16 protein-coding genes are annotated in these 21,414 nt (G+C 33.9%); 7 read left to right on the top strand and 9 right to left on the bottom strand.

Going from position 1 to position 21,414, the window contains the following annotated elements:
- The first annotated feature begins 6 nt into the window (after positions 1 to 6).
- Complete coding sequence (locus AC3Y25_RS11795) at positions 7 to 1,347, top strand: dihydroorotase (protein ID WP_482503066.1); 1,341 nt, start codon at positions 7 to 9, stop codon at positions 1,345 to 1,347.
- A gap of 9 nt (positions 1,348 to 1,356) precedes the next feature.
- Positions 1,357 to 1,848: a DUF4296 domain-containing protein gene (locus AC3Y25_RS11800; RefSeq protein WP_379798202.1), complete on the top strand. Its 492-nt coding sequence runs from the start codon at positions 1,357 to 1,359 to the stop codon at positions 1,846 to 1,848.
- Here AC3Y25_RS11800 and AC3Y25_RS11805 read toward each other — a convergent pair.
- Both AC3Y25_RS11805 and AC3Y25_RS11810 read right to left on the bottom strand, forming a co-directional pair.
- Positions 1,843 to 2,844, bottom strand: coding sequence for an NAD-dependent epimerase/dehydratase family protein (locus AC3Y25_RS11805; RefSeq protein ID WP_489902886.1), 1,002 nt, complete (start codon positions 2,842 to 2,844; stop codon positions 1,843 to 1,845). The genes AC3Y25_RS11800 and AC3Y25_RS11805 overlap by 6 nt on opposite strands.
- A 137-nt stretch (positions 2,845 to 2,981) precedes the next feature.
- Positions 2,982 to 4,217, bottom strand: coding sequence for an outer membrane beta-barrel protein (locus AC3Y25_RS11810; protein WP_489902887.1), 1,236 nt, complete (start codon positions 4,215 to 4,217; stop codon positions 2,982 to 2,984).
- Between the two features lie 257 nt (positions 4,218 to 4,474).
- On the opposite strand from AC3Y25_RS11810, the gene tyrS reads away from it, so the two are divergent.
- Together tyrS and AC3Y25_RS11820 are read left to right on the top strand one after the other, a co-directional pair.
- Positions 4,475 to 5,770 carry a tyrosine--tRNA ligase gene (gene tyrS, locus AC3Y25_RS11815; protein ID WP_489902888.1) on the top strand — a complete coding sequence of 432 codons (1,296 nt, stop codon included), beginning with the start codon at positions 4,475 to 4,477 and terminating at the stop codon, positions 5,768 to 5,770.
- 179 nt (positions 5,771 to 5,949) lie between these two features.
- The gene (locus tag AC3Y25_RS11820) at positions 5,950 to 6,294 is read left to right on the top strand and encodes a hypothetical protein (protein WP_095928277.1); all 345 of its coding nucleotides are present in this window, start codon (positions 5,950 to 5,952) and stop codon (positions 6,292 to 6,294) included.
- A gap of 66 nt (positions 6,295 to 6,360) precedes the next feature.
- On the opposite strand, the gene AC3Y25_RS11825 is transcribed toward AC3Y25_RS11820, so the two are convergent.
- The 4 genes from AC3Y25_RS11825 to AC3Y25_RS11840 all read right to left on the bottom strand — a co-directional run bounded on the left by AC3Y25_RS11825 (position 6,361) and on the right by AC3Y25_RS11840 (position 12,101).
- The gene (locus tag AC3Y25_RS11825) at positions 6,361 to 7,341 is read right to left on the bottom strand and encodes a LuxE/PaaK family acyltransferase (RefSeq protein ID WP_250835067.1); all 981 of its coding nucleotides are present in this window, start codon (positions 7,339 to 7,341) and stop codon (positions 6,361 to 6,363) included.
- A 140-nt stretch (positions 7,342 to 7,481) separates the two neighbouring features.
- Entirely contained in the window at positions 7,482 to 7,820 is a 339-nt protein-coding gene (locus AC3Y25_RS11830) for a T9SS type A sorting domain-containing protein (RefSeq protein WP_489902889.1), read from the bottom strand.
- 207 nt (positions 7,821 to 8,027) lie between these two features.
- Positions 8,028 to 9,215: a hypothetical protein gene (locus AC3Y25_RS11835; RefSeq protein ID WP_095928274.1), complete on the bottom strand. Its 1,188-nt coding sequence runs from the start codon at positions 9,213 to 9,215 to the stop codon at positions 8,028 to 8,030.
- 138 nt (positions 9,216 to 9,353) lie between these two features.
- Positions 9,354 to 12,101, bottom strand: a complete 2,748-nt coding sequence (locus tag AC3Y25_RS11840; RefSeq protein WP_095928273.1) for a TonB-dependent receptor — start codon at positions 12,099 to 12,101, stop codon at positions 9,354 to 9,356.
- A gap of 243 nt (positions 12,102 to 12,344) precedes the next feature.
- Between AC3Y25_RS11840 and AC3Y25_RS11845 the strand changes: the two genes are divergently transcribed.
- From AC3Y25_RS11845 to AC3Y25_RS11855, 3 genes are all read left to right on the top strand, one after another.
- A complete protein-coding gene (locus AC3Y25_RS11845; protein WP_008465097.1) occupies positions 12,345 to 13,028 on the top strand; it encodes a response regulator transcription factor in 684 nt (227 codons plus the stop codon).
- Positions 13,029 to 13,280: 252 nt separating this feature from the next.
- Positions 13,281 to 14,366, top strand: a complete 1,086-nt coding sequence (locus tag AC3Y25_RS11850) for a sensor histidine kinase (protein WP_320494153.1) — start codon at positions 13,281 to 13,283, stop codon at positions 14,364 to 14,366.
- Between the two features lie 163 nt (positions 14,367 to 14,529).
- Positions 14,530 to 15,840 carry a porin gene (locus tag AC3Y25_RS11855; protein ID WP_489902890.1) on the top strand — a complete coding sequence of 437 codons (1,311 nt, stop codon included), beginning with the start codon at positions 14,530 to 14,532 and terminating at the stop codon, positions 15,838 to 15,840.
- 145 nt (positions 15,841 to 15,985) lie between these two features.
- On the opposite strand, the gene AC3Y25_RS11860 is transcribed toward AC3Y25_RS11855, so the two are convergent.
- The 3 genes from AC3Y25_RS11860 to AC3Y25_RS11870 all read right to left on the bottom strand — a co-directional run bounded on the left by AC3Y25_RS11860 (position 15,986) and on the right by AC3Y25_RS11870 (position 21,353).
- Positions 15,986 to 17,065, bottom strand: coding sequence for a glycosyltransferase (locus AC3Y25_RS11860; RefSeq protein WP_320494151.1), 1,080 nt, complete (start codon positions 17,063 to 17,065; stop codon positions 15,986 to 15,988).
- A gap of 214 nt (positions 17,066 to 17,279) precedes the next feature.
- Positions 17,280 to 17,855, bottom strand: coding sequence for a hypothetical protein (locus AC3Y25_RS11865; RefSeq protein ID WP_489902891.1), 576 nt, complete (start codon positions 17,853 to 17,855; stop codon positions 17,280 to 17,282).
- Between the two features lie 63 nt (positions 17,856 to 17,918).
- On the bottom strand, positions 17,919 to 21,353 hold the full coding sequence (locus AC3Y25_RS11870) for a DUF8818 domain-containing protein (RefSeq protein WP_489902892.1): 3,435 nt from the start codon (positions 21,351 to 21,353) through the stop codon (positions 17,919 to 17,921).
- Positions 21,354 to 21,414: the final 61 nt, after the last annotated feature.

Below are 21,414 nucleotides of genomic sequence, written 5' to 3' on the forward strand. Positions count from 1 at the left end.
ACCAAAATGAACAGGATTTTAATAAAGAATGCCAAAATTGTAAACGAAGGGACAATTGTTGAAGGTGATGTTTTAATTGAAAATGATCTGATTGTTGAAATTGCAGACAGCATTTCATTAAAAACTTCAGATTGCATTGTAATCGATGCTGAAGGAAATTATTTAATGCCTGGCGCGATAGACGATCAAGTGCATTTTAGAGAACCAGGTTTAACACATAAAGGAGATATCGAATCGGAATCTCGTGCTGCTGTTGCGGGAGGAATTACTTCTTTTATCGAACAGCCCAATACAGTTCCGAATGCGGTTACTCAAGAAATTTTAGAAGATAAATACCAAATTGCTTCTCAAAAATCATTTGCGAATTACTCTTTTATGATGGGGGCAACAAATGATAACTTGGAAGAAGTTTTAAAAACAAATCCAAAGAATGTTGCGGGAATTAAAATTTTCTTAGGTTCATCTACAGGGAATATGTTGGTGGATAATGAAGCTGTTTTAGAAAAGATTTTTTCAAGTACTCCAATGTTAATTGCAGTTCATTGTGAGGATGAGACTACGATTAAAAATAATCTTGCTGCTTTTAAAGAGCAATATGGAGACGATGTTCCAGTTACGGCACACAATTTAATTAGAAGTGCAGAGGCTTGTTATATTTCTTCTTCAAAAGCAGTGGCTTTGGCTAAAAGAACTGGAGCAAGATTGCATATTTTCCATCTATCAACTGCGAAAGAAATGGAATTGTTTACGAATAAAATTCCATTAGAAGATAAAAAAATTACCGCTGAGGTTTGTGTGCACCATCTTTGGTTTACTGACGAAGACTATAAAACAAAAGGAAATTTCATTAAATGGAATCCTGCGGTTAAAACTGCCGAAGATCGTGCAGAACTTTGGAAAGCTTTAAATGACGGAAGAATTGACGTAATTGCAACAGATCACGCTCCTCATACAAAAGAAGAAAAACAACAGTCTTACTTGAATGCGCCTTCTGGAGGTCCGTTGGTACAGCATGCAGTTGTAGCAATGTTCGAAGCGCATCATCAAGGAAAAATTAGCGTGGAGAAAATTGTGGAGAAAATGTGCCACAATCCAGCTAAGATTTTTAAAATAGAAAAAAGAGGTTTTATTAAAGAAGGATACCATGCCGATTTGGTAATCGTAAATCCAAGTTTGCCTTGGAGTGTGAAACCAGAAAACATTTTATACAAATGCGGATGGTCTCCATTTGAAGGTTTTACTTTTAAATCTAGAATCACACATACTTTTGTAAACGGTGAATTGGTTTATAATAACTTTAAAGTAAAAGATACCAGAGCGGGTAAAAGATTATTGTTTGACAGATAAAAAGCAACTATGAAGAATTTTATTGTAATAATATTGGTTATATTTCTTTCTATAAGCTGTAAAAAGGATGTTGTAAAACAGCCTGCAAAGCTTATTGAGAAAGATAAAATGATTGATATTATGTACGATTTATCTCTTTTGGAAGCAATGAGATATCAGAAACCGTTGTCTTTGGATTCTATAGAAAATGATCCGACGAAGTTTATTTTGAAAAAATACAAAGTAGACAGTCTTCAATTTGCTCAAAACAACATGTATTATGCTTCAGATTATGAGAATTATAAAGACATGTTTGATCAAGTGAACAAAAGGATTTCTGTAAACCAGCGAGCGGCAGATTCTTTAGCCAAAATTGATGAGAAAAAAGCAGCTAAGGAAATTAAAAAGAAAGCTCAAGAAGTTTCAAAAGATTCGGTGAAGAAAGTAACTCCTAAGGTTAATATCGATTCTATAAAAAGAGCTCACATGCAAATGCAAGACAGAAGAAAAAAACGATTATAGTTTAGAACTGTCCTTAATATATTGATGAATATTAGTAAAAACCGTTCCTAGAGCGGTTTTTATTTTTTCATTACTATACAGATTTTTTGAGTACGAAGCTTTTGCTGTTGCTTTTGTAATGCTTCTTTTTCTGAAAAATAAAGTAGAAAATATTCCATCAGTAATCCATAAGAAATTCATTAAGAGAGGCTTTGCATGAGTGTGAGGTCTTTTTGCTTTTAAAGCATCAGAAACGGTGTCTAAAAGATCTTTAAAAACAATATTGTCTGAGATAAGTGTGAAACGTTCGTTTTTTATTTCGCTTTTCATCAATTCAAAACTTATTTTTGCAACATCGTCAACCGAGATAAAACCAGTGCTTCCAAGTGTGTAGAATGGAAGTCCTTTTGAAACTTTTCGATAAATTTCACTACTGCCTTCATCAAAAATATCCATCATTTTTGGCGGTCCTAAAATAACTCCCGGATTTACAATAATAACATTTAAGCCTTCTTGATGCCCTCGCCAAACTTCCATTTCGGCACCATATTTAGAAATGGCGTAATCGCTGTGAGGTTTCTCCGGATTCCAATCGGTTTCTTCTGTAATATATGTTTCGTGAGGAGCGATATCGCCTAAAGCGGCAATCGAACTGACATAGCAAAACTTTTCTACTTCTTTGGCAATGGCAAAATTAACCATGTTGGCCGTTCCTTCGATGTTAGTTTTTCTAAGGATTTCTTCGTCTTTGGGTTCAAACGAAATAAAAGCAGCACAATGATATACTTGTTTAATATCGATAAAAGCAGTTTCAAGTGAAGGTGTGTCTAGGATATCGGCTTCAAGCCAATTGATTTTTTCAAACAAATCTGCTTTTTTATAAAAATCAAAAACCGATTTTGTTTTTTCAATTTTGTTTTCACTTCTGTAAATAGCCCGAACATTTTCTCCATTTTCAATTAAATGAAGCAATAAATGTGCGCCTACTAAACCAGTTCCTCCAGTTACTAATATCATGTTGTAAAGATAGTACTTTTGTATAAATGAGGTTTGGTTACAAAGGGAGTTGTTGATAAAATTCGATAAAAAAACAGTTTATAGAAATCATTAATTTCTATAAACTGTATAATTATTAAGTCGTGAAAAAAATTGGCTTAAAATATCGTGTATGAAAAGATAAAATCAACAGCGCCATAGTTTGCAGCAAGATCGCTATACTCGCTCATTAAATCTTTTTTGGTGTTTAATCTTGCTTCTACACCAAATTTATCTTTAAAGTTATAACCAAAACCAAAGGCTAGATTAGATCCGGCTGTACTTTCACTAACTCTATCTTTATCATAGACCACTTTACTTTTTCCTGCATCGAAAGTAAATCCTGCGTTGATAAAGAATTTTGAATTTTTGTTCAAGAAAAGGTAGTGGCGAATTCCCATCGGAATCTGTATTCCGCTGTATTCTACATCTACTTCATGTTCCTCTAAAGGAGATGTAGGGAAAAGACCAGGAAGGCTGTAGCTTTTTTGATTTTTGTATTTCTGGTATGTCGGATTTAAAAATACGCTCCATTTATTTTTGTTGAATGGAAGAATATATTCTGCTTCAAGACCGATTTTAAAATTGGTTTTATTGTCTAATTTTATATTGCGGTAGGGAAGACTTTTACTGTCCATGGATAAAGAAATTAAGCTTATTCCAGGAGTAATTTTAATATGGAAAATGTTTTTCTCTCCATCATCTGATGTTTTTTTAGTTTCCGTATCAGGAGAAATATTGTTGAATTTTATAAAATATTTCGTCAAATCAGATTTTGTGTAAGACAAGTTTTTAATATCGTTATCAGTAATGTTTGACGATCTTACATTTAGGTTTAGCTGTTGCTTATAATAAGTGTTCTCCTTAATATTTTTGCTAGCGTTTTCATTTTGTGTTTCAATGTATCTAAGGTACACAAGCTGTTCAAGCGGCACTTCTTTTGTTTCATAAAAGTATCTGAAAAGATTGGCTTCTCTATAAGAATATAATGAGGCTTCGCCAATAACTAAAACACGAAGAAAAAGAGTGCTTTCTTCCCAAACTGGTTTTCCTGTTTGTGATATTTTGGATAAGTCATCAGTTGAACGATCTATCTTTACTTTTGCCCTTTTGAAGGTAATACTGTTTCCAATTCCAAATTCTGAAACGTTTGCAATAGTTTCGCTTACATAGTCCTTGTCGTTTGGATCTATTTTGTATCTAAAATCGGTTGGGTTGTCTTTCCAGTCTAAGTTTCGGATTAAACATTCTGTTCGATTTCCATTGTTGGAAATAAAGTATCCTTTTTCAAAAGTAACCTGTGCATTGATAAAAGTGCAACAAAGAAAAAGAATAAGTAAAAAAGTTTTTTTCATTATGGGTAGTTTTTTTGGGAGGCGAAACTAAGGAAAAAACTAGATGCATCTTTACGGCTTTCCGTAAGCTAATTTATTTAATGTGCTTCGGTCTGCTTTTTAGAAAACAAAGTATCTGAATAGATGTATTTATCATATCCATTGCTTAAATGATAAATTTTATAAAAATAAAAAACTTTGTGCCTTAGTGTCTTCGTGGCAGACTTTTTTGATATTGCCATTGACATTGATTACATTTGCGCAAATTATTTAAAAAAATGAAGAATCTAGTTGAAGAATTAAAATGGCGCGGGTTATACCATGATAGTATGCCTGGAACGGAAGAACAATTGCTAAAAGAAGCAACCACTGCCTATATCGGTTTTGATCCAACGGCAGATTCACTGCACATCGGAAGTATGGTTCAGATTATTTTATTGGTTCACTTAAAGAATTTTGGTCACAGACCGATTGCTTTAGTAGGTGGAGCAACAGGAATGATTGGTGACCCTTCTGGTAAATCTGATGAAAGAAACTTGCTTGATGAAGTAGCTTTGGCTAAAAATGTAGCTGGAATCAAAAGTGTTTTGTCTCGTTTCTTGGATTTTAATTCAACCGAAGCAAATGCACCAGTAATGGTGAATAACTACGATTGGATGAAAGAATTCTCTTTTATTGATTTTGCACGTGAAGTTGGAAAAAGAATCACTGTAAATTATATGATGGCTAAAGATTCTGTAAAAAAGAGATTTAGCGGAGAAGGTGAGGGAATGTCTTTTACAGAGTTTACATACCAATTAATTCAAGGTTACGATTTTTATCATTTATATAAAAACAATAATTGTATTCTGCAAATGGGAGGTTCTGACCAATGGGGTAATATTACCACAGGAACAGAATTAGTGCGCAGAATGGGAGGAGAGAATGCAAAAGCGTATGCTTTAACAACGCCTCTAATTACAAAAGCAGACGGATCTAAATTTGGAAAATCTGAAGGTGGAAACGTTTGGTTAGATGCTGATAAAACTTCTGTATACAAATTTTACCAATTTTGGGTAAACACAACAGATGTTGATGCAGAGAAATACATTAAAATCTTTACTTTCTTAGGTAAAGAAACTATCGATGGATTAATTGAAGAACACAAAGCGGCTCCTCATTTGAGAGTTTTACAAAAGAAATTGGCAGAAGAAATCACCGTTTTTGTTCATAATAGAGAAGAGTTGGAAAAAGCAATTCAGGCTTCGAATATCTTGTTTGGAAATTCAACTGCAGAAGATTTGAAGAAATTGGATGAAGCGACTTTTTTAGAAGTTTTTGACGGTGTTCCGCAAGCTGAAATTGCAAAAGCTGATTTAGAAAACGGATTGGATATTATTACGGTTTTAAACGAAAAAACGGGTTTCTTTAAATCTAATGGAGAAGCGAGACGTGCTTTGACAGCAAACTCAATTTCTGTAAACAGAGAAAAGATAAAAGAAGATTTTGTTTTAACGGCAAATGATTTAATTAACGATCAGTTTGTGTTGTTGCAAAGCGGAAAGAAAAATTATTTTGTAATTCGCGTTGTTTAAAAACGTTTAACTCTTTAATTGATTAATTGTTTTAATCAATCTCTAAGAATCTTGTAAATTAAATATATAAATCCCAATGTTCGGAAAGGATGTTGGGATTTTTTATTTTTAATTCGCTGACAATGAAAATATAAAACTTTTTTTATTAAGTTTATTCCCTAAAAACTAACAAAACGATTATGATTGGAATTTTACTTATTTATTGGATTTGGAAAGGGTATACCAATTTGGCTCTTGAATATGATAAGAACAAATGGGGTTATTTCGGAATTGGAATAGCGTCTTATTATGGAGGCACTCTTGTTTCTGGATTTGTTGTTGGACTTTTATCCGTTCTTATCAGCGGCGTTGAAAATGTAAACGATGACAGTTTTAGCAATCCAGGATGGAATATACTTTTTGTGCTTTTTGGCGCTTTAGCTTGCTATGGAGTTTATAAGCTTTTAGAAAGTAAAGGTGAAAAAGAAAAAGCGCTTCAAAAAAGAGAAGGAATTGAAAGTATCGGTGTAATAGAGGAGAATTAATTTTGTTTAACTGTTTAATCGATTTTTTTGTGATTAAACGATTTCACAAATCAACGATTAATCAATTTAAAGAACCATCAAATTACACCCGCGAATATCAGAATTATCAAAACGTCCCAATACTTCAAAAGAGTTGTTGGGATTTTTTTTGCCTAAATCCTGCGTGGCAATAAAAGAGCATGAATTGATGTTGGCTAAATCAATTACATTGATTCCACCAGTTTTTCCGTCTTTCACGTAAGTGAGAGCATCTTCGGGATCTCGAACCAAAATATGCATCCAAGAAGGGCATTCAAAGACACCTTCGCCTAAAGAATAGGCTTGCGCTAAAAGCTCGGTCATTCCGTATTCTGAATGAATAGAAGAAACGCCGAAACCTTTACAAAGTATTTCATGTAATTCTTCACGAATCATTTCTTTACGTTTTCCTTTCATTCCTCCAGTTTCCATAATAATGGTATTTTGAAGGTTGAATTGGTGTTTTTCGATCAAATCTAATAAAGCGTAAGTTACCCCAATTAGAATTACATTTTGACCCGCTTCGTCCAATTCAAGAAGTTTTTTGATTAAGTCGTCGTGGTTGTGCAAATAAAACCCACTTTCAGGCTGATTAGAGAGTTTTATTAGATCTTCTACCATATAAATTAAAGAAGAGCCTTCGCGTTCTAAATAAGACGGCAAAAGAGCTAAAACAACGTAATCTTCGATATTGCCGTAAAATTGCGAAAATCCTTTGCGGTAACTTTCCTCATATAGGGAAATATCGGTCACTAAATGTCTGCTTGTAATCATTCCAGTTGTTCCACTGCTGGTAAAAGTTACTTGTGTCGGATCTGTATTAGAAACAACATCATGACTTTTGAAAAACTGAATGGGTAAAAAAGGAATTTGCTGCAGTGATTTTACTTGTTGCGGATTAACATTTAAAAAATCACAAAAATCACGATAAACTTTGTTGTTCTCGTGCTGAAAACGAAACACTTTTAATGCTATTTTTTCAAATTGTTTCTGACTTGAAATGGTAAAGATATCGTTGGCTGTGATCAAAACTTTTTTTTGCAAAGATATTGTTTTTTAGTGTTCAGTCGCGGTATTCAGTCGCAGTTTTCAGTCGCGGTATGGAGCAAAGCGTGTAAACTGAAAGCAGGCACTGAGACTGAAAACTAAAAAAAGCTCCAAAGGAGCTTTTATCGTATAATGAGTTTTCTTGTTGCCGATGCATTCTGTTCGCTTATTTTGATAATGTAAACGCCAGGCGGCAGGTCTGAAACACTTAGTTCTTTTGATACTAAATGTGCCTGCAATACTTTTTTGCCTAGAATGTCAAACACAATAATTTCTTTCTCTAAATCGTTTTTAGATGAGATATAGACTTTTCCGTTTGTAACTGGATTAGGATACAAGCTAAGACCCTCGATAGAAGTAGATTCTTGAGTTTTTGGTAATTGCTTGCTGTCCTGAGCCGAAACGCTTACAGTGAAGAAAAATGCCAATAAGAAAGTAATATAAAAGTAGTTTTTTGCCATCGCGTGTATTTGATTAATGTAAATATACAAAAAAAATTACAAAAAGTACGCCAAAAAAAAACATCCTAAAGAATTAGGATGTTTTTAACATTATGTTTTCGAAGCGATTAAGAGATTACATTACTTTAGAGGCGATCTACATTACTAAAAAGCAAAAAAAAACACCCTAATAAAGTTAGAGTGTTTTTACTATTTTTTGTTTTCTTATTATAGACCTTTTGTCCATCCAGCAGCCCAAGTTGGAACTCCTGATCCGTTTCCTGCTCCAGTTGCAGTTGTAGATTCTGTGTAAACTTTAGATACATCAGCAGTAAGTTTTCCTGTAGTTGTACCTTTTGATTTAGTAGGAACGTCTTCAAATTTAACGTTAGTAGCTAATAAGTCAGCTCCAACATATGAGATAGTTTCGTCATGTTCTACGTCAAATCCAGTTTTCCAACCTTTTAATACAACGTTATCAAATTTACCTTTTGTACCAACTCTTAATTTGAAAGCTTGAGACTCTGCACTTGTGTCAGTAGATCCGAAACCAATTAAAGTAAGGTTTTTGATAGTTGGGAAAGAAATTGGTGTAGCTAAGTGGTTGTTAGAGTTGTTATCAGCTTCGATACCTCTGTTACCAGCGTTAGTTCTGATTCCGTAGAAGTTTTCTCCTGTTCCACTCCATCCTTCAGTCCAGTCAAATAAATCATCACCTACAGCTGTATTGTCTTTATTAGAAACTACTAAGTGAGATGCATTTACAGTTCCACCAAACCACTCGAATCCGTCGTCAGAGCTTTCGTAAATTTGTACATAATCAATAACAGTTCCGTTTCCAACTCCAAATAAAGAAAGTCCGTTGAATTCTTTGTCACTGCTGTAAGAGAAACCTGGGTACTCAATTCTTAAATATTTAATTGATCCAGAGTTGTCGTTAGCTACAGTTCCACCGTAAGTTAACTCAGAAACTTCAGCACTAGCAGTAGTTCCTTTGTTGATAGGTGCTTTTCCACAGATTACTAAACCACCCCAAGCAGCTGGTTTTTTAGTTTCTGAAGTCATAATAACTGGACTAGCAGCAGTTCCTTGAACGTCGATTTGTCCTCCTTGTGCTACAGCAATATATCTTACTGCTTGTAATTGGTCAGCTGCTACTGCAGTTGCTTCAATGATAACTCCAGGTTTGATTGTAAGTTTAGCAGTGTTTTTAACTACTAATTTCCCTGTTAGTTTATAAGTTCCAGATTCTAATACTACCTCTCCGCTGTTGATTTCTCCTTGTAAGTTATCTCTAACTACTACGAAATCAGATTTTGGTCCCTCGTTTTTGTTGTCATCACTTGAGCAAGAAGTTGTAAGTGTTGCAAGCGATAATGCAGCTAAACCGAAAATTGTTGAAATTGTTTTTTTCATTACTTTTTTAATTAGTTTGTGTTTATGCAAAGATTAGAACTTAAGCTTTAATCAACGTTAAGCCGTTGTCATCTATTTGTTATGTGTTTTTTATTCTAACGTTAAGGAATTGATAACTCAATATTTCCAGTATGTTTCTTAGAATTGGTAGTTCATTCCCAATCCGAATGTCAGACCTTTTTTGTAGTTGAAAACCAAGACGTCTCCACCTGCATTTTCTTGAACTCTTTTGAATTCTGGATTCAATAAGTTTCTTGCTCCAAAATCAATTCCAAAGCTTTTAGTCAATTTTGTTTTTAAAATAAGGTCTAAAGATCCCATTGCTTTGTCAACTAAATTTCCTTTTCCTTCGTTTCCAATTGCGTAAAGCTTATCAGAATAATGGTTGTAAGCAAGAGTTGCCATAATTCCAGAGTCGTTTTTGAAGTTTTTAGTATACGATAAATCAGCATTTAAAATCAAATCTGAAGCTCCTGTAAATCCTGAACTACTATCTGTAGTGTTGATGTTTAATCTTCCATCTGTTTCATTTCTAACTTTTTCCGCATCAATGTCTTGATGTGTTTTCATTAAAGAAGCATTAAATCCAACAGAAAGTTTGTTAGTGTATTCTCCTTCAATTTCAAAAATATTCTTTCTTGCTTCTAACTCAACTCCATATGCGTAACCTGTATCTCCAATATTAACAAAAGAAATATCATTTGTAGAAGAAGCAATAATGATTTGGTTGATTGGGTCCATGATATATTTTCCAAAAGCAGTAACAGATAATAACTCATCGCTTTTTGGGAACATCTCCCATTTTAAATCAAGATTGTAGTTTTGTGAAGGATATAAGCTTGGATTACCAATTACAGATTCCATTACATCTTCATAGATAAACAAAGCACGTTCTTTAAACTGTGGCAATGTGTATGTTTTACTAGCCGCTAAACGAAGATTTTGTTTTTCGTTTAATTCATATTTTAAAACAGCACTTGGTAAAAATTCATTTCTTTCAAAAGTATTTGTTCCTCCACCTGCATCAAGCTGTGTTCTCCAGTTAACTGTTTGAGAGATTCTTTCGTATCTTACGCCAATAACAGAGCTTAATTTGTCAGTGAATTTATATTCGAAATTACCAAAACCTGCGTGTATATCTTGTTTTCCATCATAAGTTTGAGGAGCCATTCCTGCAAAAGATGCAGTTGAGAATAAACCACTTTCGTAATTTGCTTGGTTAAAAAAAGCATCTAAATTGTTTGGATCTACACTTGTGTTTTGACCAGTTTGGCTAATGTTGAAGTTGAATTGAATAGCTTCAAAATCACGTTTTTTAAATCTTCCGTTATAACCTGCAGTGATTTTTCCTTTAGAAGCCCCATCTTGATCTTGTAACTTGTATGAGAAGGCAAGATTGGCGGCTGCTTCATTTTCTGTAAGATCTTGGAAATATCTTTGGTTATCGGTAGTGGTTCTTTGAGCAAGTGTATAAATGTCAGTTGTTGGATTGTAGAACATTTTGTTTTGGGTTCTATCTGGCATATTACCTTTCACAGTATTGTATGAAACACCCCAATCCAAATCAATTTTATCAGTTATTTTGTCATTTCCTAAAAGCTGATTGATCATTACAGTGTTTTGTGTAAACGTACCTCTTTGAACTAAAAGACTTGCATCAGCATTGTCAAAATCACGATCACTTCCAAAATAAGTATCTCTAGTTTGCTCAGATGAGTTAACATACAAGAAGTTGTATCCAATTTTATGGTTTTTGTTCAAACGGTAGTTAGCATTGAACATTCCAGTAGTATTGGTGTTGTACGTAAATTTTTCTTGTTGGAAAGATTTTAATGAAGCACCCTGAGCATTTACACTTTGGCTAAGCCCTTCTCTATACTCGTAACCATTTCCAAAACCTGCAGTAGCAAAAAGGCTTAATTTTCCTTCTTCACCAATGTTGAAAGTTTTACCTGCTTTTAGATTGAAGTTTCCGCCAAAAGGAGATTCTTTTTTAGGATTTAAACTGTTTTCAAAACTAAAACTGGTTAAAGGATTGTTTGGAACTCCGTAAGAAACAAAACCAGATTTGTTTGGGCCTTGTTGTAATAAGAAATTGCTAGAATTTGATACTGCATTAGTGTTAACTTTTGATCCTAATGAGATTTCGAACATTCCTTTTCCGCGGTAATCTTTAGATACTATATCTACATTTCCTCCAGCAAAATCTCCATACATTTTTGCGCCGTATGATTTGTCAATTGAAATGTACTCAACAATGTCAGTTGAGAAAAGATCTAGAGCAATGTTTTTTCTTTGTGGATCATTGGATGGAATTGGCAATCCGTTCATCGAAGTCGAGTTGTAACGATCACCCAATCCTCTTACGTAAACGCTGTTGCTTCCTTCTTGTTTAGAAACTCCAGATGTTTTTGCAACAGCTGCAGCTACATCGCCCACACCTTTTCTAGAAAGTTCCTGCGCGCCAATAGTTTGTTTAATATCTACAGCATTTTTTTGTTCCAAAAGTAATGCAGTTTCTTTTTGTTTGCTTACTGCACTTGCTTGAACGACTACATCTTTAAGAGTATAACTTCCTGCTGAAAGCCCTTGATTAACCGTTACAGTTTCGTTTGCTTTTACAGCTACAGGAGCTTCTACAGATTCATATCCTAAAAAACTAAAAATTAAAGTATAATTTCCAGGATTTACGCTTAAGGAATATTTTCCATCTACGTCCGTATTTACGCTAATATTTGTACCTTTAACTAAAACATTAGCAAATGGTAGCGATGCGTTGTTCATATCTTTGTCAGTCAGAACTCCAGAAATCGTACCTTTGTTTTGCGCGATCGAAATCGTACAGATAAATAATGCAATAAAGAGAAATCTTAAATTGAATTTCATTTTTTTTCAGTGTTGTGTTTGTGTCTTATTATTTTTGTGCAAAGAAAGAACCGCTCTGTGAAGTCCATGTTACCGACTTGTTATGTTTTTGTGTTGTTAAGATTATCAAATTGTTACGAGATTAAATTACGGTTAACACCATTTTTTAAAGGTTCTTTTGTTAGTATATTTACCCTGTGAAATAAGAAATATCGAATGTTTAATGAAGAAGTTTCGATATAAAAATCTCAATTTTTGCTATTTATGAAAAAAACACAAACTAAGATTTTATTAGTTGACGACGAACCAGATATCTTAGAAATCGTTGGCTATAACCTTGCTCAGGAAGGCTATCAGATTGTTACAGCTTCTAATGGAAAAGATGCTATAGCAAAAGCACAGAAAGAGCTGCCAGAATTAATCATTATGGACGTGATGATGGCAGAAATGGACGGAATGGAGGCTTGCGAGCATATTAGAAAAATTCCTGAATTAAATAATGTTATCATAACATTTCTTACAGCAAGAAGCGAAGATTATTCTCAAGTAGCTGGTTTTGATGCAGGTGCCGATGACTATATTACTAAGCCAATTAAACCAAAATTATTGGTCTCAAAAGTAAAGGCGCTGTTAAGAAGGTTAAAAGAACAAGAAGTTGTTACAGATACTTTAAATGTAGGCGGAATCGAGATTAATCGTGAAGAATACAAAATCATAAAAGGCAATGTAGAAATTGCTTTGCCAAGAAAAGAATTCGAATTATTTTATCTATTAGCTTCAAAACCAGGGAAAGTTTTTAAAAGAGACGAAATTCTGGATAAAGTTTGGGGTAATGAAGTTGTGGTTGGAGGTAGAACAATCGATGTTCACATCAGAAAACTGCGCGAAAAAATAGGCGAAGACCTTTTTAAAACCATAAAAGGTGTTGGTTATAAATTTGAGGTTTAGATTTTAAGATGCTAAGGTTCTAAGATACTAAGTTGCTAAGTGATTTTAGAATTTTGGTAAAGATTTAAGCCCTTTCAAATTCTTTTAAAAATATTCAATACATTTAAACCATATAAGAATTGAAGCTGTACAATCTTCATTTTCTTATATGGTTTTTGAGTTATTCCTTTTTTGTTTTTTGATTTATTCAAAAGAAAATAACTTAAAAGCAAAGCTTAATTTTCTTAATTTCTTAATGGCTCAATTTTTTCAATGAAAATTAATTTTAAAAAAACATACAAATTCGCCATAAAATCGGCATTATATATCAGTCTCTTTACAACAGCATTTGTATTGATGTTAATGTCATTATTTTATAAAAATCAATTAAAACATCAAGTTGCGTTTGGAATAATTTTCATTATCGTAATCTATATTTTCTCTTTTCTGGTTTTGCAATATCGTGTAGAACGATTTATTTACCGAAGAGTAAAGAAAATTTATGATGAGGTTTCGCTGTTAGAATCAACAACATTAATCAATCAGCCGATTAATACCGATATGGAAACGCTTTCGCGTGAAGTAAAAAAGTTTGCCACCGATAAAAAACTCGAAATCGAAATGCTCGAAATTCGTGAACAATATAGAAGAGAGTTTTTAGGAAACGTTTCGCACGAACTAAAAACCCCTTTGTTTACCGTTCAAGGCTACGTCTCAACTTTACTTGACGGAGCAATGGATGATAAAAATATCAGAAAAAAATATTTAAAACGCGCCGAAAAAGGAGTAGAGCGTCTTATCTATATAGTAGAAGATTTGGATATGATTACCAAATTGGAATCGGGCGATTTAGATTTGAATATGACTGATTTTGATGTTGTCGAATTAATTCAGAATGTCTTTGAATTGCTTGAAATGAAAGCTGATAAAAAGAAAATTAAATTGGCTTTTGAAAGTAAAAATGTACAGTCGGTAATAATTAGAGGAGATCAGGACAGAATACAGCAAGTGCTAGAAAATCTGATTGTAAATTCTATTAAGTATGGAAAAGAAGGCGGTCTGACAGAAGTTGGCGTAGTAAACCTAACCAAGAAAAAAGTATTAATTCGTATTAGTGATAACGGAGAAGGTGTCGAAAAGCAAAATATTCCAAGGCTTTTTGAACGTTTTTACCGAGTGGATAAAAGCGGAACAAGATCGGAAGGTGGTTCTGGTTTAGGATTAGCAATTGTAAAGCATATTATTGAAGCGCATAAAGAGAAAGTTTATGTAGAAAGTGAGTTCGGAATTGGTTCTGAATTCTCTTTTACGCTCGAAAAAGCAAATAAAGCATCAAAAATCGACGTTAAAAAATCGTAACGGCGGTTTTGCTGAAAGCCCTAAAACAAAGGTGTTTAACAATAAATAAACATAGTGATTTAGGTCATAACATTAAATTTTTATTATAGTAACATCTGGTTAATGATTTCTTAACATAGGTGCTCCATCTTTGCATCCTGAAATTAAGGGAATTACAGAACTAATGATAAAAAGAAAACTTTTAGCCGTTTTATTACTGTTAGCTTGTGTTGCAAATGCACAGGAAACAAATAAGCAAGAATTAAATAAACAGGATGTAAAAAACGAAGTAATGCGTATTTTAGATTCTATAAACAAAGCTAAACTTCCAGAGACAAAATCTGGAGGAGGAGTTGAAGAACATTGGTACGATAGAATCTCCTTAAGAGGTTACGCACAAATTAGATACAATGGCTTGCTTTCTACAAACGATAAAGTGTCTTGCGAACAATGTGATAGATCTTGGGGAACAACTTCTACAGCTCCAGATGCAAAAGCAAACAACGGACTTTTTATTCGCCGTGCTCGTTTAGTATTTTCTGGTCAAGTTCATCCGAATATATTCTTTTATTTTCAGCCCGATTTCGCGAGTTCGCCTTCTACTGGAATTAATAATTTCGTACAGATTCGTGACTTGTATTTTGATCTTTCTTTTGATAAAAAAAGAGAATATCGTGTGCGTGTAGGACAAAGTAAAATTCCGTACGGATTTGAGAATATGCAGTCAAGTTCACAGCGTTTAACTTTAGACCGTGCTGATGGAATTAACTCTTCAATTTTAAATGAACGTGATTTAGGGATATTCTTTTATTGGGCTCCGGCCGAAATCAGACAGCGTTTTGAAATGCTGGTTAGAGATGGTTACAAAGGTTCTGGAGATTTTGGTGTTTTTGCTTTAGGTGTTTACAATGGTCAAATCGCAAATAAATTAGATGGGAACAGAGACTTAAATGTGGTGGCTAGAGTAACCTATCCTTTTGTTATTGGAAGCCAAATTATAGAACCTGGAATTCAGGCTTACACTGGTAAATGGGCTTTTACAGGAGAAGTTTCGCCTGGGGTTACGGTTAACGATCCTCAATATGTAAAAGATCAGCGCGTTGGAGCGACTTTCGTTTTATATCCAAGACCATTCGGAATCCAAACCGAATACAACATTGGTACTGGGCCTCGTTACAATACCATTACCAATTCAATAGACCAAACCGATTTGAACGGAGGTTATGTTTTGTTAAACTATAAATGGGATATTAAAAAACAGCATATTTATCCTTTCGCCAAATTTCAATATTATGACGGAGGAAAAAAATACGAAAAAGATGCTAGAAGTTATGTAGTAAGAGATTTTGAATTTGGTGTAGAATGGCAGCCAATTAAAGCCTTAGAACTAACTGCAGAATATGTAGTAGCAGACCGAACTTTTGAAGACAGCGCCTTGCCAGTAAACCGACAGCAAGGAAATGTTCTTAGAATGCAGGTACAGTTTAATTTCTAAAATCAGTACGCAGAAAACAGATTCGCTTTCGCGAAGACGCGGATAAAAACTGATTTTTTATTTGAGAAAAAATTCAAGCCTCCAGCTTTAACTGGAGGTTTTTTTATTGTAGTAATAAGGCTTTAGCCAAATTAGTTTGTTGCAATTATGCTGTTTTGTCTTCAAAAACCTTAAATAAAGAATCCCAGTCAATATTGTTTTCAAATTGAGACAATCCTTGAAACGATTTTACTTTTGATAAATCTTCAATGCTAAAGTCGTCCTGCATGGCATAAGGTACAAGATTTTCTTCCTGAAGTTTTATGGCCAAATATTCCTGTTCATATTGACCAGGTGTTGGAATAAAAAAAGCTTTCTTGCCCAGCTTTGCCAAATCCATTACAGTCGTATAACCAGATCGGCACAATACAAATTCACTTTCATTAAAAGTCTGCTCCAACTGTTTCGAGTTCATGAAATTATAATAGGTAACATTTCCAGCCTGCCATTTTTCTTGCGATTTTTCTACAATTCCCTGTACAAATACCACTTTTCCGGGATAGTTTGCTGCTTCTTTCTGTAGTTTTTCATCCAAGAAAGTACGCTGAGGTTCAGGGCCAGACAATATAATCATCAAATCATATATTTTCGGAGTATCCTTTTTCTTCATGCGGCTCAACGGGCCAATATATTTTAGATTGAGTTCATTCGATTTTAAATGACCTAAATCTCCCGTTAAGTTAACTTTTCCGTCTGTATCAGGAACCCAGCATTCATTGTATTTTTTAATAATATGCTGGTGACATTTACTCGTAAACCAAGTCGTATTTCCTGTCATTACATTCAATTGATGCGTCATAAAAACCGAAGGCACTTTTTTACTGAAAACCCCCAATCTGTTATCTGAGATTATTCCGTCAATGCCATGTTTTTTGATCCAATGATTTACCATTTTTTTCTCATCCAAAATGGCAGTAATCATTTTCGGAAGATTCTTAATAAGTTTCCATTTAAAGTTTTTACCATTCTTTGCATATTCAATATGATAAGAAGGCAATTCTAAAGTTTGTATATAAGGAAATTCTTTTCGTAATAGAGCCAGCGCAACACCATCTGAGGCGATAATCGGAATGTAATTATTCTCTTGAAGCGCTTTGATAATTGGAATGCAGCGAGTGGCATGCCCAAGTCCCCAATTTAATGGAGCTACTAAAATAGTTTTATTCGCAGAATAATCTATGCTCATTTTTAACACGTTTTAAAAACGAAGATAGACAAATATGTTTTCTGTGTTATTTCGAGGGTATTACTAAATTATTAATTTAAGGTTCTAAGTTTTGGAGTTGCTAAGCTACTAAGATGCTAAGTCTCTAAGCTCAAAGATTTTCTTTTTAAAAAAGAAAGCCGAACTATAAGTTCGGCTTAATCTTAGAATCTCAGCGTCTTAGCATCTTAGAAACTTAATCTTGAATATAGGTTTTATTTCCATTTTTGTTAATATAATATTTACCGCCTCTTGGTCCAGTATATACTTTTTTACCATTGTATTCGCCAGTTACTTTGTCTGGAACAGATGGTGCTTTTTCGTTAGTTTCTTTTAAAGTTTTTGTGGCCGATTTTTTAGCAGCAGTTGCATCTTTCTTTGCGGCGTCAGCTTTTGCGGTCGATTTCTTTGCGTCGGCTTTGGCTTTGTCGGCAGAGCTTTTTGCTTTGTCAGCAGTAGTTTTTGCTTTATCAGATTCTACAGTAGCTTTTTTTGCATCGGCTTTAGCTTTTGCAGCTTCCTTATCAGCGGTTTTTTTTGTAGCGTCAGCAGATTCTTTCTTGGCTTTTGTTGAAGCAGCTTTTGCATCGTCAGCGGCCTTTTTCGATTTTGTGGCTTCTTTTTTTGCGTCAGCCGAAGCTTTGTCCGCACTTGCTTTGGCTTTTTTTGCCGAAGTTTCTGTTTTACTTTTTGTAGTCTTTGCAGTTGTTTCCTGAGCATAAAAATTAGAAGAGAAAGCAACCATTAAACAGAACAATACTAATTTTTTCATAAGGCTAAAAGTTTAAATTTCAATTAAAATTAAACAATTTATTGTCATCTTTTTCGTGTTACATTAAAAATATGCACGAAGCTGAACATTTCCTGTATGAATCGTATTTCCGGTTTCGCTTTTTCTTCCTTGATAATTTAAATTAACATCCAAAAAAGACGTAATGTTCTTTTGTAGAAGCAGTTTCCAAACCAAATTTGATCCCGCTTGAAGTCCTTCCAGCATCTGAAAACCGACTGATGAAAATTCATTTCCGTTAAATTTGTTTTCATAAAAAGAAAATTCTCCATTAACCGTAACTTTCTTTTCGCCTGCATAAGAAAAAGAAGTTCCAATTCTATTCTGGTCTAAAGTTTCCAGATTTCCAATTTGATTTTTTTTGTTTTGAAGTTCGTAAAAGAAATCCAATTTAGTGTTTTTAGAAAATAAATAACTGATTTTTGGCGCCAGCTGCCAGCCTTGAATATCATAATTTTTCTCTGTAAAATCTTTAGAAACCAAATCGGTTTTAATGGTTTTGGTAAAGAGATTAAACAGCCAGCTTTTTTGATACAAATGGGTGTATTGAATTTGATGCGAATAATTCTGTACGTTTTGCGAACCAATAGAAAGCAGGCTTTTGCCTTTATTGACCAAATAGGAATAGATTACCGAATGTTTTTGTTTGCCTCGATTGTAAAACAAACTGTTTCTAAAACTGGAATTCAAGCCTAAAATATTTTCTTCTGAGGAATCAAACGGATTGAGTTCTAATTTTTCGCCTTCGCTTTTAACCTTTCGATCCATTATAAAAGAGGTCTGATTATAGAAATAAGACAGCAGTTTTTTGACGCCTTTTTCATTTTGCCATTGCAGCGGATTCAAAGTTAAAGACTGCGAAAACTTATTTTGGTTGGTTTTTATGTAAACCTGATTCGGTAAAAATACTCTAACATATCTCGCCTGATCTTGGTAAACCGCAACTTCAAACTCTTCCAATTCCTGAATTCCGTTCCCGTTATAATCATTCCAAGTGTAAACTCCTTGGCCAGTTGGAACTTCTACATATGTAAATTCTTGTTGAGCAATAGTTCCAGAACTCGTTTCGTAAGCTGTTCCAATCTGCATGAACTGATTAAAAAAACGATCATTGTACAGAATTCTCGAATTTAAAGAAGGTTCGTTCTGTCTCGATTTGTCTGTAAAATCTAAGTTTCGATAACTCGCATAAACTGCTAAATCGGTCTTTTTGGTCTGAATTAATTTCGACTTTAAATAATACGTCTGCGAATTGTTTACATGCTGCAATAATCCGTTTTGTAAACTATCGTTGCGTCTTTGCAGAAAACCAACTTCAACGAAAACTTTGGTGCTGTCGCCACGTCCTGTAAATAAACCATATTCTGTAAATCTTTGGCTTAAAGCCGAAAACTGATTGGTCACTTTGTCTTTTTCCTGATTGTTTTCTAGTTGCATAGTTCCACCAACCCAGTTTTTTCCAAAATGATATTTGGTTCTAGTCTGGTTTCTAATAAATTTTGAAGTCGAAGCTGTAGCATCAGAATTCAGGAAACTTCCGTTGTTTTCTATCGTCCAATTTTTCAATTTGAACAAAGCATTTGTGGTATGTCGAATGCCTGTGTAGCTTTCGCTAAAATCTAATTTTTCAAATTGATACGTTAGCAAACCGATATTTGAAGTCTTATTTTTAGAAAATAAATCAAAATTTAATCCCGTAACCAAAAGGCTCTGATTGCCATAAAGTGTTCCAGTTAAATTCCAATCGCGATTAAACTCAATATTGTATAAACGTTCAACCGATTTAAAATTCTGCTGCACGTATTGATAATTTGCGAAAGCGTCTAAACTCCAGTCTCTAGAAAAAAGACGTTTTTTAAGATTGGTTTTAAAAGCCACTCCTTCATTATTAGCATCATCAATTGTAGAAAATAAATTCTGGTCATTATTACTAACCGCTAATTCAAAATCAACCAACGTTTTTTCATCAGGATTGTATTTTCCTAAAAAAGTAGCCACCTGAAGTTTCATTGGCGCGACAAGCTGTACAATTGGCTCATAATTTCCTTGCAGAATTCCGTTAACAGGTTCCACATATTGATAAATTCGTTCAACAGAATTATTATTTTGAATAATATAATTTCCAGCATTTGCACCAACTTGACTAAATCTTACATTGTACAAAACATCGGCAGAATTATTCGAATATTCATAAACTTCAACAGAATTGACGAGTATTTTTCGATACAAAATTTTATTTTCGGCATAAGTATCTTCGTAAGCAGAAGGCGCTTTCATTAAATTGATGTCATCACCCGCCTGACTTAATATCTGAACTTGTTCTGAAGAAAGATTTTGCTGCAAAGGCTGATTTTTCATATCATTTTCAGAATATAAATAACCGCCAAAACTCCAGTTTTTGTTTTCGTGAGTCGCGCCTGCGTAGGTAACTAATCGGTTATAATTTCGTTCCGAATATTGATATTCCACATTAATACGCATTTCTGAAGTAATGGTAAAAAGTGAAGTAAAGACAATTTCTCCTGCATTGTAATCAATCACATAATCGTTGTTTTCGCCTCTTTTTAATAAAACCCCGTTTACATAAACGCGTTCTGAACCCGAAATAACGAGAACATACAATTCGCCATTCTGGCCTTTTAGTTTATACGGACCTTGATTTCCTTCCTGACCCGTAAAAGTGCTTTTGGCATATTGCCCTTTTACAAAAGCGACCGAAGCAAAAACATTGGTCTTGCTTTTTCCGGTATCAAAATCAAAGTTGGCAGACAGTCCCTGAACCTTTTTATTAAAACCCAAAAATTGAGTTTTTCTGTTTTCTAAAAATACATCGCCGGCGCGAATGTTCCAATCATCACTAAAAAGTTCGATGAAAATATTGTCAAACTGATCAAGTTTTTGCGAATAACCGCCATCTTGCAACGGAATATTATTGTCTTGCAACGAAGCTCTCAAACTTACCTTGTCTGAAAGTTTTCCTGTAATCTGCAAATCTAAATTGGAATTTAAAACCGTACTTTGATTATTACCAACCGTAATGCCTCGAGTAATGCTTCCAGAAGTTTCCAGGCCGTCAAAAGGAGTTACTTTTTTGGCGTTTGAATTGTTGTCTATTCGGTAAAGTTTTTCTGTTCCAACATCGCCACTTACAATTTGTTCCGATTTGTAAAGACTGTATTCTTTGGTTAAGAGCTCGGGATAATTAAGATAATTGACAATTAAAGTATCTGAAACCGATTGGAAATTTTCATTTAAAAGCAAATATCCTTTTTGAAAATCGACTTTATAAGATGTCGAATCGATCGGTTGGTTTTTTGTGTTTAGAATTTGAAAAAATCCAGAATTTATAGAGACTTTTTCCAGACGAATAGTGTCTTTTGAAACGATTACTTTTTTGGTTTTGTACAGTGATTCAGTTTCCTGAGCCTGAAGCGCAGAAAACCAGAAGAAAACCGTCAAAAACAGTAATTTTTTCAACATAAATACTTTAACTCTAAAAAGTCAAAAGTAGTATTTATAATTGGGAATTGTGGTTTGTCCA

The sequence above is a fragment of the Flavobacterium sp. LK-23 genome (assembly GCF_058135255.1).

Coding starts and splice junctions, on each gene's coding strand:
- AC3Y25_RS11795 (WP_482503066.1), top strand. CDS start 7: ATGAACAGGATTTTAATAAAGAATGCCAAAATTGTAAACGAAGGGACA.
- AC3Y25_RS11800 (WP_379798202.1), top strand. CDS start 1,357: ATGAAGAATTTTATTGTAATAATATTGGTTATATTTCTTTCTATAAGC.
- AC3Y25_RS11805 (WP_489902886.1), bottom strand. CDS start 2,844: ATGATATTAGTAACTGGAGGAACTGGTTTAGTAGGCGCACATTTATTG.
- AC3Y25_RS11810 (WP_489902887.1), bottom strand. CDS start 4,217: ATGAAAAAAACTTTTTTACTTATTCTTTTTCTTTGTTGCACTTTTATC.
- tyrS (WP_489902888.1), top strand. CDS start 4,475: ATGAAGAATCTAGTTGAAGAATTAAAATGGCGCGGGTTATACCATGAT.
- AC3Y25_RS11820 (WP_095928277.1), top strand. CDS start 5,950: ATGATTGGAATTTTACTTATTTATTGGATTTGGAAAGGGTATACCAAT.
- AC3Y25_RS11830 (WP_489902889.1), bottom strand. CDS start 7,820: ATGGCAAAAAACTACTTTTATATTACTTTCTTATTGGCATTTTTCTTC.
- AC3Y25_RS11835 (WP_095928274.1), bottom strand. CDS start 9,215: ATGAAAAAAACAATTTCAACAATTTTCGGTTTAGCTGCATTATCGCTT.
- AC3Y25_RS11840 (WP_095928273.1), bottom strand. CDS start 12,101: ATGAAATTCAATTTAAGATTTCTCTTTATTGCATTATTTATCTGTACG.
- AC3Y25_RS11845 (WP_008465097.1), top strand. CDS start 12,345: ATGAAAAAAACACAAACTAAGATTTTATTAGTTGACGACGAACCAGAT.
- AC3Y25_RS11850 (WP_320494153.1), top strand. CDS start 13,281: ATGAAAATTAATTTTAAAAAAACATACAAATTCGCCATAAAATCGGCA.
- AC3Y25_RS11855 (WP_489902890.1), top strand. CDS start 14,530: ATGATAAAAAGAAAACTTTTAGCCGTTTTATTACTGTTAGCTTGTGTT.
- AC3Y25_RS11860 (WP_320494151.1), bottom strand. CDS start 17,065: ATGAGCATAGATTATTCTGCGAATAAAACTATTTTAGTAGCTCCATTA.
- AC3Y25_RS11865 (WP_489902891.1), bottom strand. CDS start 17,855: ATGAAAAAATTAGTATTGTTCTGTTTAATGGTTGCTTTCTCTTCTAAT.
- AC3Y25_RS11870 (WP_489902892.1), bottom strand. CDS start 21,353: ATGTTGAAAAAATTACTGTTTTTGACGGTTTTCTTCTGGTTTTCTGCG.